Origin of the sequence: Methylobacterium sp. WSM2598 (assembly GCF_000379105.1) — a bacterium.
Classification (GTDB): domain Bacteria; phylum Pseudomonadota; class Alphaproteobacteria; order Rhizobiales; family Beijerinckiaceae; genus Methylobacterium.
The window spans coordinates 6,292,152-6,304,419 of the sequence record NZ_KB900609.1 but is presented as its reverse complement, the minus strand read 5'-3'; the positions used below and the strand labels follow the sequence as shown (position 1 = coordinate 6,304,419).

Annotated in this window: 12 protein-coding genes; 7 read left to right on the top strand and 5 right to left on the bottom strand. The window is 70.9% G+C overall.

All coding sequences use genetic code 11. The features are described 5' to 3' along the window. Positions 1 to 9: 9 nt before the first annotated feature. Both MET2598_RS0129390 and MET2598_RS38280 read right to left on the bottom strand, forming a co-directional pair. Positions 10 to 453 (bottom strand): hypothetical protein, encoded by a 444-nt coding sequence (locus MET2598_RS0129390; protein WP_157182279.1) that lies wholly within the window; start codon positions 451 to 453, stop codon positions 10 to 12. Further along, positions 443 to 769: a hypothetical protein gene (locus MET2598_RS38280; protein WP_018263280.1), complete on the bottom strand. Its 327-nt coding sequence runs from the start codon at positions 767 to 769 to the stop codon at positions 443 to 445. Before MET2598_RS38280 ends, MET2598_RS0129390 begins: the two co-directional genes overlap by 11 nt. A gap of 565 nt (positions 770 to 1,334) precedes the next feature. On the opposite strand from MET2598_RS38280, the gene MET2598_RS41625 reads away from it, so the two are divergent. From MET2598_RS41625 to MET2598_RS0129355, 7 genes are all read left to right on the top strand, one after another. Further along, positions 1,335 to 1,889 carry a hypothetical protein gene (locus MET2598_RS41625; protein WP_157182278.1) on the top strand — a complete coding sequence of 185 codons (555 nt, stop codon included), beginning with the start codon at positions 1,335 to 1,337 and terminating at the stop codon, positions 1,887 to 1,889. Positions 1,890 to 2,161: 272 nt separating this feature from the next. Further along, positions 2,162 to 4,243, top strand: a complete 2,082-nt coding sequence (gene flhA / locus MET2598_RS0129380; RefSeq protein ID WP_018263279.1) for a flagellar biosynthesis protein FlhA — start codon at positions 2,162 to 2,164, stop codon at positions 4,241 to 4,243. Beyond that, the gene (fliR, locus tag MET2598_RS0129375) at positions 4,240 to 5,010 is read left to right on the top strand and encodes a flagellar biosynthesis protein FliR (protein ID WP_018263278.1); all 771 of its coding nucleotides are present in this window, start codon (positions 4,240 to 4,242) and stop codon (positions 5,008 to 5,010) included. The genes flhA and fliR overlap by 4 nt, the downstream gene beginning before the upstream one ends. Positions 5,011 to 5,013: 3 nt before the next feature. After that, the gene (locus MET2598_RS0129370) at positions 5,014 to 5,445 is read left to right on the top strand and encodes a hypothetical protein (protein ID WP_018263277.1); all 432 of its coding nucleotides are present in this window, start codon (positions 5,014 to 5,016) and stop codon (positions 5,443 to 5,445) included. 60 nt (positions 5,446 to 5,505) lie between these two features. Next, positions 5,506 to 5,967 (top strand): rod-binding protein, encoded by a 462-nt coding sequence (locus MET2598_RS0129365; protein WP_012336151.1) that lies wholly within the window; start codon positions 5,506 to 5,508, stop codon positions 5,965 to 5,967. A 14-nt stretch (positions 5,968 to 5,981) separates the two neighbouring features. Beyond that, on the top strand, positions 5,982 to 6,305 hold the full coding sequence (locus tag MET2598_RS0129360; protein WP_012336152.1) for a flagellar protein FlgN: 324 nt from the start codon (positions 5,982 to 5,984) through the stop codon (positions 6,303 to 6,305). Positions 6,306 to 6,315: 10 nt separating this feature from the next. Further along, complete coding sequence (locus tag MET2598_RS0129355; protein WP_018263276.1) at positions 6,316 to 6,762, top strand: hypothetical protein; 447 nt, start codon at positions 6,316 to 6,318, stop codon at positions 6,760 to 6,762. Positions 6,763 to 6,865: 103 nt separating this feature from the next. Here the strand turns inward: MET2598_RS0129355 and MET2598_RS0129350 are convergent, their stop codons facing one another. The 3 genes from MET2598_RS0129350 to MET2598_RS0129340 all read right to left on the bottom strand — a co-directional run bounded on the left by MET2598_RS0129350 (position 6,866) and on the right by MET2598_RS0129340 (position 12,268). Beyond that, positions 6,866 to 9,490, bottom strand: coding sequence for a heparinase II/III domain-containing protein (locus MET2598_RS0129350; protein WP_018263275.1), 2,625 nt, complete (start codon positions 9,488 to 9,490; stop codon positions 6,866 to 6,868). Between the two features lie 110 nt (positions 9,491 to 9,600). After that, the gene (locus MET2598_RS0129345; protein ID WP_018263274.1) at positions 9,601 to 11,286 is read right to left on the bottom strand and encodes a thiamine pyrophosphate-binding protein; all 1,686 of its coding nucleotides are present in this window, start codon (positions 11,284 to 11,286) and stop codon (positions 9,601 to 9,603) included. Between the two features lie 106 nt (positions 11,287 to 11,392). After that, a complete protein-coding gene (locus MET2598_RS0129340) occupies positions 11,393 to 12,268 on the bottom strand; it encodes a hypothetical protein (RefSeq protein WP_026191001.1) in 876 nt (291 codons plus the stop codon).

Below are 12,268 nucleotides of genomic sequence, written 5' to 3'. Positions count from 1 at the left end.
CGCCAGGTTCTACGCGAAGATGAAATCGCTCGCGTCCATCGCGGTCGGCGTCACCCCGGCCAGGAGCGCGTAGGTCGAGCCCCCATCGAACCTGAGCAGCGCGTTTCCATTATAGTTGAGCACGTCGACGGATGAGAGCGAGGGTCCGACGACGATCTTGTCGGTGCCGTCCTGCCAATCCATGATCAGGTCGATGCCTTGACCGGCCTCGAAGCGGAATTGATAAATCCCGCTGCCGCCGATCAAGGTGTCGTTGCCCTCGCCGCCGTCGAGCCTGTCGCTGAGATCGGAGCCGGTGAGTTCATCGTTGCCGCCGTATCCGGTGATCGTGATGCCCGTCCACGTGCCGGTCGCCTGGTGGTACACGCGTTCCCCGGTCAGATAATTGTTGCCTGCGCTGCCATTCAGCGCATCGATATCGACCAGTTTGACTCCTGTGAGATCAAGTGACAAATTTGGTTTTGATTGTTGTCGGGACGCTCGTGAGATTAATGATCGCCTCGATCGAAGTCATCGAGCTGATGCCGATCTCGACGTAATTCCATACATAGCTGACGCCTTTGAGAAAAATACTATCGGATCCGCTGCCGCCCTCGTAGAAATCGTTACCCTCCGATCCACTCAGGAGGAACACGTCGTCCCCGTCGTCGCCTTGCAGGACATCGTCACCGTATCCACCGTAGATGGTGTCATCGCCACCTTTTCCCTGGATGAGATCAGGTCCAGAGGTGCCCCCAAAGAACGTCGCGCCCGTCAGTTCCAACGACATTCGCCATCTCGGATCTCCTCATTGGAAAGCTGCAGATTCTCACCTGCGAAGCAGGCCTAGCGGCCTTCGATGCGGCGTCCTCTCCACGCCGCAGCGCCAACTCCTTTGAGTCAGCGACTAACCCTAGCGGGAACATATCGATCCAACTACCGACCGAAGGTTGTTTAAAGCCGCTTTGGTAATTCCTGTAATTCGTTTCCAGTTCGCTCTGTAGCAATAATTCAGGAATATATAAAATATTCACCTATAGCAATTTCAGTGCTACAGATCGAATTTGTACGCAGAAACAAGATAAGTGATTTCCATATATACAAAGTTCGTGCTGATATTTTTCTTTGTTTTACACAAACCTTTCTGGCTTGCTGAGTATCAAAAATGCAAGCATCGTTGAATTTCGGCGCTAAGAATGTCGTACAGAAATGATAGTATACTGGAAATATATTTGAATTCAGCACAAAGATCGGATCTCTCGGTGGAACGAGGAGATTTGTACTGGGCAGAAGTATGCAGATTGACATAATCTTAATCATCTTGCCCGAGCGTAACAGGGGCTTTCCTCGCAGCCATGGGCGAGCCCAACGCGCGTGCTCCGCAAGACCTCACCCGCGGCCAAACAGGTGTTCATGCCATGACGACCGTTTCTCTCACCAGCAAAACTCCGGTGCTCGCTTTGCTGCGCGGGACCGGAGCCGCAGCAAGTTCTCCCTCATCGCCGGCCGACGATCTCATCAAGACCGCGACCGGTATATCCAACAAGCCGAGTTACGCGACGAGACAGGCCGCGTCCGCGGCAGCGGGCCTCGCGATGGCCGCTGCGCTCAGCGACGGCAAGGTCATCTATGCGACGAAGATGATCACCATTGCGGATCTTGGCTCTTTCGATACATTCGATGAGGCCTTCGATTATGTGAGAAACAGCCCTGATGTGCCGAAGGAGAAAAAATCTGATTGGATTGAGACACTGCAAATTCATGAGAAGCTTTTTAAATTCGTAGCTGAATTTAGAGAGTCTGATTTGTACAAGAAGACAAAGTCCGGAGAACTGCAACCTCCGAAAGCCGAGACTCGGGCGTATTCGGTCGACGAGGCCTTTGCCCAACTGGATGCCGCGACGCGCTGATCCGACCGCGGAGCGAAGGTCACGGCGCGGGGCCGCCGCCCCGCCTGCCCGTCCGCGCCGGACGATTCCCCGGCCCTCCCGGCAGCCGACGATCGCACCGGACGCGGCGCCGCCCGTCCCGGGACGACCCGCCGCCCAGGCCGGGTCCGCACCCCCGGGCCGATCCGGGGTGCGGGCCTCGCCCCCGCCCGCACCGCCGGCGAGGCCCCGCCACCCTCGCGCAAGCTTCCGCGCCGACAAGGACCGGCGTCACCGGAGAGCGGGGAGCCGCGATGGCGTTGGTCGAGGCAATCGGGCTGGAGCGCAGGACGCAGCGGGATTTCGGCTTCGCGGCCGGCATCGTCGCCATCCTGGCCGTCCTCTTCCTGCCGATCCCGGCGGTCCTGATCGATGTCGGCCTCGCCTTCTCGATCGCGCTCTCGGTCCTGATCCTGATGGTGGCGCTCTGGATCCAGAAGCCGCTCGAATTCTCCGCCTTCCCGACCGTCCTGCTCATCGCGACGCTGCTGCGCCTCGCGCTCGGCATCGCCACGACCCGGCTGATCCTGGCCAACGGCCAGTCCGGCGTGAACGCCGCCGGCCACGTCATCCAGGGCTTCTCGCAATTCGTGATGAGCGGCGACTTCGTGATCGGGATCGTGGTCTTCGCGATCCTGATCACGGTCAACTTCCTGGTCATCACCAAGGGCGCGACCCGCATCGCCGAGGTCGGCGCCCGCTTCACCCTCGACGCCATCCCCGGCAAGCAGATGGCGATCGACGCCGACCTCAATGCCGGGCTCATCGACGACAAGGAGGCGCAGCGCCGCCGCCGCGAGCTGGAGGAGGAGAGCGCCTTCTTCGGCTCGATGGACGGCGCCTCCAAATTCGTCCGCGGCGAGGCGGTGGCGAGCCTGATCACCATCGCGGTCAACATCTTCGGCGGCATCATCATCGGCACGACCCGCCACGGCATGCCGCTCGCCACCGCGGCCGACGTCTTCACCAAGCTCTCGGTCGGCGACGGCCTCGTCTCGCAGATCCCGGCCCTGATCGTCTCGCTCGCCGCGGGCCTGCTCGTCTCCAAGGGCGGCACCCGGGGCACCGCCGAGCAGGCGGTGCTCGGCCAGCTCGGCGCCTATCCGCGCGCGCTCACCGTCGCGGCCGCCCTGATGGGCCTGTTCGCCCTGGTCCCGGGCCTGCCCTTCGTCCCCTTCATGGCCCTCGCCGCCCTGATGGGCTTCGTCGCCTACGCGATCCCGCGCCGCCTCGCCGAGAAGAAGGCCGCGGAGGCCGCGCAGCGCGCCCTCGAGGAGGAGCGCAAGGCCGCGGCCGCCAAGGATTCGGTCAAGGAATCCTTGAAAACCCCCGAGATCGAGCTCTGCCTCGGCCGCCACCTCTCGGCCCAGGCCAACACCGCCCGGATCGAGCTCGGCCACCGGGTCTCGAAGATGCGCCGCAAGTTCGCGCTGCAGTACGGGTTCGTGGTTCCCGACATCAAGCTGACCGACAGCCCCTCGCTGCCGCCCAAGACCTACCAGATCCGCATCCACGGCACCCTCTCGGCGAGCCAGGAGATCCGCCCCGGCGAGTCGCTCGTGGTGGTGGGCGACGGGCCGCGGCCCGACGTGCCCGGCGAGGAGGTGCGCGAGCCCGCCTTCGGCATGAGGGCGATCTGGGTGCTCGACGCCTACGCGGCCGAGGTGCGCCGCGGCGGCTTCGAGCCGGTGGACGGCACCTCGGTGCTGCTGACCCACCTGTCCGAGGTGATCCGCAACAACCTGCCGCATCTCCTCTCCTACAAGGACATGCGCAACCTCCTCGACCGGCTCGACCCCGAGTACAAGCGGCTCCTGGAGGAGATCTGCCCCTCCCAGATCTCCTATTCGGGGCTGCAGGCGGTGCTGAAGCTGCTGCTGGCGGAGCGCGTGTCGATCCGCAACCTGCACCTGATCCTGGAGGCGATCGCCGAAATCTCCCCCCACGCGCGCCGCTCCGAGCAGATCGCCGAGCACGTGCGGATGCGCATCGCCCAGCAGATCTGCGGCGACCTCGCCGAGGACGGGGTGCTGGCGGTGCTGCGCCTGGGCAGCCGCTGGGACCTGTCCTTCCACCAGAGCCTCAAGCGCGACGCCAAGGGCGAGGTGATCGAGTTCGACATCGACCCGCGCCTCGTCGAGCAGTTCGGCACCGAGGCCTCCGAGGCGATCCGGGCGCGGCAGAAGGAGGCGCACGTCTTCGCCCTGGTCACCGCCCCGGATGCCCGGCCCTACGTGCGCATGATCATCGAGCGGCTCTTCCCGACCCTGCCCGTCCTGTCGCACCTGGAGATCGCCCGCGGGGTCGAGATCCGCTCCCTCGGGACGATCTCGTGAGCGGGCCGGGCCCCTTCCTGCCCGGGCCCGACCTCTTCCTCGGGATCTTCCTGATGTTCTGCCGCATCGGCGGCTGCCTCCTGGTGGTCCCCGGCGTCTCCAGCGCCCGCATCCCCGTCCAGGTGCGCCTGTTCCTCGCGCTCTCGGTCACCTTCGCGCTCAGCCCCCTGATCCTGCCCCTGTTCAGGGGCCGGCTCGGCGCGCAGGAGCCGGCCGTCACCTTCCTGTGGATCCTCTCGGAGAGCCTGACGGGCTTCCTGATCGGGCTCCTGGGCCGGGTCTTCCTGTTCGTGCTGGAGACCGTGATGACCGCCGTGACCATGGCGGTGGGGTTCGGGACCATCCCGGGCACGCCGATGGAGGGCAACGAGCCCCAGGGCGCCCTCGTCTCCCTGGTGATGGTGGCGGCGACGGCCCTGCTCTTCTCCGCCGGCCTGCACTGGGAGCTGTTCCGCGGCCTCGTCGACTCCTACGCCCGCCTGCCGCCCGGCGAGGGGCTCGGCTCCCAGGCGGCGCTGGTGCAGATCGTCGATCAGATCACCAGCGTGTTCGTGCTCGGCCTGCGCATCACCTCGCCCTTCATCGTCTACTCGATCGTGGTGAACCTCGCCGTCGGCTTCGCCAACAAGCTGACGCCGACGATCCCGGTCTACTTCATCGCCACGCCCTTCGTGATGGTGGGAGGAATCCTGATGCTCTACCTGATCTCCGGGGAGGTGCTGATGCAGTTCCTCGGCTCCTACGCGATCTGGCTGCGGCAGGGCTGAGGCGTGCGCGCGCCCGACCGCCTCGCCCGCGCCAAGCGCCTGATGGCCCTGCAGGAGCAGATGCGGCGCGCCGCCGAGCGGGACCTCGCCGAGACCCGGCGCCGGACCGAGGCGGTCGGCGCCTCCGAGGCCGCCCTCCTCGCCGCCCTCGGCCAGGACGCCGCCGCGGGCCTCTTCCTCGAAGCCGCCGCGCGCCGCGTGAAGGCGCTGGCGGGCGAGAAGGCCGCCCTCGCCGCGCGCGCCGGAGCCGAGCAGGAGACCCTGCGCGAGCGCGCGCTGGCGCAGAAGCGCAGCGAGCGCCAGGTCGCCCGGCTCGACGCCGAGGCCCGGCGCGAGGCGGAGCGGCGCGACCTCGCCGAGCGCATCGAGGGGCTGGTCGCCCAAGGGACTGTCGCTCAAGGGACGGTCTCCCGCGGCGACGCAAGCCTCCCGTAAGCCAGCGGGGCTATCGCTCGCGCATCCTCTCCCGCAACGGCAGGATCCCCGGCAGTCGCCATGAGCATCAAGCCTCCCTCCGACATCGTGCTCGACGTCGCGCGGGCCGCCGACCCGACCCGCCTGCAGGAGGCCGCCGCCAAGCTCGGCACCGCCGGCGGGGCGGTGGACCCCTCCGCCTTCGCGGACGCGATGGCCTCGGCCGGCCTCTCGACGCACATGCCCCTCGACGCGCAGGGCGCGCTCACCGCGGCCAAGTCCGACACCGCGCTCTCGGCCAAGAAGGCGGCCGGCCCCTACCGGCAGTTCGAGTCCTTCGTGCTGCAGCACTTCGTCGAGACGATGCTGCCGTCGAAGGCAAGTTCCGTCTACGGCAAGGGCATGGCGGGCGGCTACTGGAAGTCGATGCTCGCCGAGCAGATCGGCGGCCAGATCGCCAAGGCCGGCGGCCTCGGCATCGCCCGGCTGCTCGCCAACGCCCACCCGGTCCAGACCGGCGAGACCAAGAAGTCCCAACTCTGACCGCGAGGCGCCCCATGCTGATCGCATCCCTGACCCGGCTCGAAGCCACGATCGACGAGGAGACGGAGGCGCTGCTGACGCGCCGGCCGATCGACCAGGACGAGGTCAACCGGCGCAAGAGCCAGAGCCTGCTCGAACTCACCCGCCTCGCCCGCCACCGGGACGAGCCGGCGGATCCCGACCTCGCCGCCTGCCTGACCCGCCTGCGCGACAAGCTCGCCCGCAACCAGGAGGTCGTCGCCCTGAACCTGCGGGCGGTGGAGGAGGTGTCCGAGGTGATCGCCGGCGCCCTGCGCGCGGCGGACTCCGACGGCACCTACGGCCCCGACCACCGCTGAGGCGCCGGGCATGCGCATCGTCGTCACGGGCATCTGGATCTGCGTCGTCACCCTGCTCTCGTGCTACGGCGTCGTCACCTGGGGCGCCGGCCTGTTCGCGCAGAAGACCGAGCCCTACCTCGAAGGGCTCCAGTACCAGAAGCTGCGCGCCATCAACGTGCCGGTCATCGCGGACGGCGCGCTCCAGGGCTACATCGTCACGGTCCTGGTCTTCACCGCGGATGCCAAGCTGATGCACACGGTCGCGGTGCCGCCCAATTCCTTCGTCATCGACGAGGCCTTCCGCCAGATCTACGGCGATCCGAGTCTCGATTTCCGCAGGATGGCCAAGTACAACATCAGCAAGCGCCTCGACGAGATCCGCGCCAAGGTCAACGAGCGGCTGGGCGCCGAGGTGGTCAAGGACGTGCTGGTGGAGGACTTCAACTTCGTGCCGCGCAAGGACCTGCGCTCGTGACGCGGGCTGATCCGGGATCCGGTTGATCGCAGCGGATCCCGGATCACGCGCCCGCGCGGCGCCTGAGCGAAGCCCGGATCCGCGAGACCCGACCCGGGCCGGTTCACGCCTCCCCGAGCAGCCGCTTCACCGCGGCGAGGGTCAGCCGCCCCGCCAGCGCCCTCTCGCGCCCCTCGTCGAGCGCGATGGCGACCCCGCCGCAGACCGCGCCCTGCCCGTGGAAGACGTAGCGCAGCGTGCTCGACGGGTGCAGCACGCCGGGCTTGAGCGAGAGGTAGCCCTGCAGGCCGCCCGGGCGGTCGCTGCGGCCGCTGACCAGGGCGAGGCCGCCGCGCTTGCCGTCCACGAGGCGCGGCACGACCCGCAGGCGCTGCGCCTCGCGGCTCGCCAGCACGAGGCGCGGCCCGGCGAGCGCCACCAGCACGTCGGGCGGGAAGTGCAGGAGCCCCTCGACCGAGAGCGGCCGCTCCTCGGTCTCGAAGCGGTCGAACACCGCCAGCGCGGTCAGGTCGTCGAGGGTCACGATCACCCGGCGGTGGCGGTAATCCGGCCCGTGCACGCTGGTGCCGATCGCGTAGGCGGTGGCCCCGTCGAGGCGTTCCACCTCGGCGAGCCAGCCGGTGCCCGCGCCGGGCTCGCGGCCGTCCGGCCAGGCCACGTTGTGGGCGCGCGCCGAGGTCAGGTAGTGGCGCACCAGCCCGCTCTCGACCTGGCCCGAGCCGCCGGCCTCGACGATCCAGCGCACCCCCTCCGCCGCGAAGACGAAGGAGGTGCAATCCGCGTGGCCGTGGGCGTGGCGCTGCTCGCCGAAGGCGCAGGCGAGGTGCGCCCGGCTCGCCCCCGGCCCCTCCGCCCGCGCGGCGATCAGGCCCGGCCCGCCCCGGGCCGGCACGAGGCTGCCGCGCGCGGCCGTCGCCCGCTCGCCGGGGCCGAGGAGGCGCCCGATCCAGGCCCGGTGGTCGATGCCGTGCGGCGCGTCGCCGAAGGGCGGCAGCCGCCCGCCCGGATCGAGGAGCCCCGCGAGCATGCGCAGGGCGGGCCCCACCCGCCGGCCGATCGCCGGCCCGGGCGCCTCCTCGCCGAGCGCCTCGGCCAGCAGCCGCCCGAGGCTCGCCAGTTCCAGCCGCTGGTGCAGGGACGGGTCCGTGAAGGTGCCGTCCGGGGCGCTGAGCGCCGCGAACCCCTCCTCCAGGGCGTGCCGGGCGAGCGAGAGCCAGAACGGCGAGAGCGGCAGGCGCGGCAGGGCGAGGGCGACCGCCCGCAGCGCCACGGCGGCCTGGACATGGTGCAGCGTGCGCGCCACGGCGTTCTGGCCGATGATCTCCGCGAGGGCGAAGCCGTGCCGCACCGCCTCGCCCGCCAGGGTGCGCAGGGGCTCGACCCGCATCGAGCCGATGCTGAACGGCGCGAGCAGGGCCACGAACACCTCGGCCCGGGCGGCGAGCGCCGCCGGATGCAGGCTGAGCCCGTCGGCCGGATTGCCCCAGGGATTGGCCCGCGACCACGACAGGGCGATCTCGGTCGCCCTTGCGGCATCCGCCGCGGCGAGGGGCAGGAGCCAGCCGAGGGATTGGTACTCGAGCCGCCACGCGGGCGACTGGAACGGGTCCTCGCTCCAGCTCGGCCCGGGCGGCAGGTCCCAGGCGGGGGCCCGGCCGAGGCGGAGCGCGGTCCCGGCCGGGTCCGGCGCCGCGTCCGGGCCGGCCTCGCCCGGCCCGGCGGGCCCGGATTGCAGCCGGCGCAGCCGGTCGAGGAGGAGCGGCACCCCCTCGGCGGGGGCGGGCGAGCCGCGCAGGCCCAGCGCCGCGTCGACCCGGTCGAGGAAGGTGCCGGCGTCGATGACCTCGTCGCCGCACAGGGCCTCCAGGCGCAGCCCGTCCTCCAGCCCGATCTCGACCGGGCCGGTCAGTTCCACCTCGGCCCCCGCCTCCCAGGTGGCGAAGCCGACCCGCACGGCGGCGGCCTTCGGCGGCGGGGTCAGGTCGAGGGTGAAGCGCCGGGCCTGCCGGTGGGCCGGCAGGTTGATGCCGGCCCCGAAATCGGGCGTCGAGACCGTGTCCGGATAGGGCGGCGGGATCGCCTCTCCGGCCGCGTTCCTGTAGGCGACCCGCGCCAGCGCCCCTTCCCGGCCGGTCCGCGCGGCGTGGATCTGCCCGCGCAGCACGAGCGGCCGGCCCGGCACCAGGGCGAGGTCGAGCCAGTCCGGTTCGAGGCCCAGGCGCCGCCGCCGCCGCGGGATGCGGGCCGGCCCGCCCTGGCGCAGCTCCGGCCGGATCACGCCGAAGGGGGCGGCGTTGCGCCAGGAGCGCACGCTCACCGTGGCGTGGCGGGCGGGATCGGGCACCAGGAAGCCGAGGCGCACCATCGCGGCGCGGGTGCCCTCCCCGGCATCGAGGTAGGCCGGCCCGGCGATCCAGGCGCTCTGCGGATCGAGGAGCGTGCGCGACAGGCCCGGCACGTGCTCGAAGTCGAGGCTCGACCTGTCCTCCGCCAGGAAATCCACCCCGACGAGCGCGAAGTCGAGGCTGGCGCCGGCGGTCTCGGCCTCGTCCCAGGCGAGCAGGAAGGCGAATTCCACCCAGGTCTCGGGCCGGAGGTCGGAGAAGGCGAGCACCGCCCGGGCGAAGCGGTTGTTGGCCGCCACGACGTGCTCGTCCGGGCGGGCGCCGGCCGCGGCGCCGCCGGCATAGCTCACCGAGACGGGCAGGAAACGGGGCGCGGCGGGCATGCTCGCGGGCGGGTGGAGGCGGGCGGGTGGAGGCAGGCGGGCGTCCTGGGGACGGGAGACCGCACCTGCCGGCTGGGCCGCCGGCCTGTCAAGCCGGCGCCGCCCTCCCGTCAGGCCGCGCGCCCCGCCACCGCCCGGTCGCGGATCTGGGTCAGGGTCTGGCCGGGCGTGATCGCGTCGGTGGCGATCTTGAGGTGGATGATCGCGGGCCGGCCGCAGGCGCTCGCCTCCCGGAACGCCGCCGGGAAGTCCTCGGTGCGCTCGACCGTCCAGCCGAGCCCGCCGAAGGCCCGCGCATAGGCGGCGAAATCCGGGTTGACGAGGTCGGTGGCGACGACGCGGTCGGGGAATTCGCGCTCCTGATGCATCCGGATCGTGCCGTAGCTGGCATTGTCGGCCACGATCACCACGAGCGGCAGCCGGTACTGCACGGCGGTCGCGAATTCCTGGCCGTTCATCAGGAAATCGCCGTCGCCGTTGATCGACACCACGGTGCGCTGCGGCCACAGGCGCTTCATCGCCACCGCGGCCGGCACGCCGTAGCCCATCGAGGCCGAGGTCGGGGCGATGTGGGAGGCGAGGCCGCGGAACCGGTAGAAGCGGTGGATCCAGGCCGCGTAATTGCCCGCGCCGTTGCACAGGACCGCGTCGCGCGGCAGCACCTCGCGCAGGTGGATGATCACCTCGCCGAGATTGACCCCGCCCGGCTGCGGCGTCGCCCGCTCGCCCCAGGCGAGGAACTCCGCGTGGGCGGCCCGGGTCTCCTCCCGCCACGGGATGCGGGCCGGGGCCGGCAGCCGCGCCAGGGCGGCGGCGGTGCGCGCGGGCGAGGCGTTGATGGCGAGGAAGGGCTGGTAGACGCGGCCCAGCTCCTCCGGGCCGGCATGGATGTGGACGAGGCGGGTCCGCGGCCCGGGCACGTCGAGCAGGCTGTAGCCCTGCGAGGGGATCTCGCCGAGGCGCCCGCCGAGCAGCACGAGCAGGTCGGCGGCCCTGGCGCGCGCCACCAGCTTCGGGTTGGGGGCGAGGCCGAGATCGCCCGCGTAGTTCGGATGCAGCGCGTCGAACAGGGGGCTGCGCCGGTAGCTGGTGGCGACCGGCAGGTCGAAGGCCTCGGCGAAGCGGGCGATGGCCGCGCAGGCGCCCTCGCTCCAGCGGCTGCCCCCGAGCAGCAGGAGCGGCCGCTCCGCCGAGGCGACGAGGTCGGCGAGCCGCGCCACGTCCTCCTCCCCCGGCGCCGCCTCGACCGGCCGGAAGGGCGGCGCGAGCGGGGCCGCCGTCGCCTCGGTCAGCATGTCCTTGGGCAGCGCCACCACGACCGGGCCGGGCCGCCCGGCCGTCGCCGTCGCGAAGGCGCGGGCCACGAATTCCGGCACCCGGTCGGGGTCGTCGATCTCGGTCGCCCACTTCGCCATCGGGCCGAACACCGCCCGGTAATCGAGCTCCTGGAACGCCTCGCGCTCGCGGAAGCGCCGCTCGATCTGGCCGACGAACAGGATCATCGGGGTCGAGTCCTGCTGCGCGACGTGCAGGCCCGCCGAGGCGTTGGTGGCGCCCGGGCCGCGGGTGACGAAGCAGATCCCGGGCATCCCGGTCGCCTTGCCGTGGGCCTCCGCCATCATGGCGGCCGCCCCCTCCTGGCGGCAGGTCGTCACCGCGATGCCGGAATCCCGCAGCGCGTCGAGGACGGGCAGGAAGCTCTCGCCCGGCACCGTGAAGACGTGGCGCACCCCGTTCGCCACCAGCTGATCCACCAGCACCCGGGCGGCTGTGCGCCCCGGCCTCGCCTCGTCCATCGTGCGGCTCCATGCGGTTGCGTCGTGTGGGCGCCCGGCGCCCGGGCGGGGCCCGTGCGGCGGCGCGGGCGGGCGGATCCCGGCCCGGTCAGGGCCGAAGGCCTCGTCAGGGGCCGAAGATCGCGCCCTCCGTGTAGGGGATCTCCCCCGGCCGGGGCGGGTTCGGGCCGCGGAAGTACCGGGTCTGCTGCCGGGCGAGCGACAGGCCGACGAGGCCCGGCAGCGGCCCGTCGGCGTCGATCAGCACGGTCGGATGGCCGCGCCCGAGGAGGTGGCGCCCGAGCGGCCCGGCGAAGCGCGCGAACTCGGCGAGGTCGCGGCAGTAGATCAGGTGGCGCGTCGGCACCAGCCGCTTGAGGATGCGCCGGGGGGCGAAGACGAAGGGGTGCAGCCCGTCCTGCGCCTCCGCCACCAGGCAGGTGCAGCCGTAGCCGGCATGGGCCTCCAGCAGGTCGCGCTCGGGCAGGTCCGCCAGGCATTCCGGCGCCCGCTCGCCCACCCGGTGGATGCGCACGCGCTCGTGCGGGTCGGCGAGCCAGGGCAGGCTGAGGAACAGCCCGCGGCCGAACGGCTGGAAGCCCTGCCGCTCGATGATCGGCTGGGTGTGCGGGGCCGGCGAGAGATTGAGGTAGGTGACGGTGGGGTCGCGCAGGACCGCGCCGACGAGCAGCGCGGCGTGGCCCGCGAAGGCGGGCTCGGACGACCAGCTCGACAGGTTGCAGCGCACGACCCGGCGCCCGTCCCGCACCGCTTCGGAGAAGATCGTCAGCAGCACCGCGACCGGCCGCCCCCCGGCCTCCAGCAGGTAGCCGAAGCGCGGATAGCCCTCCGGCACCGGCCGCGCCGCCTGCCGGGCGAGGCCGAGCCGCCAGTAGCTCTTCGGCCGGAACCGGAAGCCGCGGCTCAGCAGCCCGGCCACGGCGTCGAGGTCCGCTTCCGTGATCTGCCGCCGGCGCACCGGGCCGCGGACATCTGTAACCAT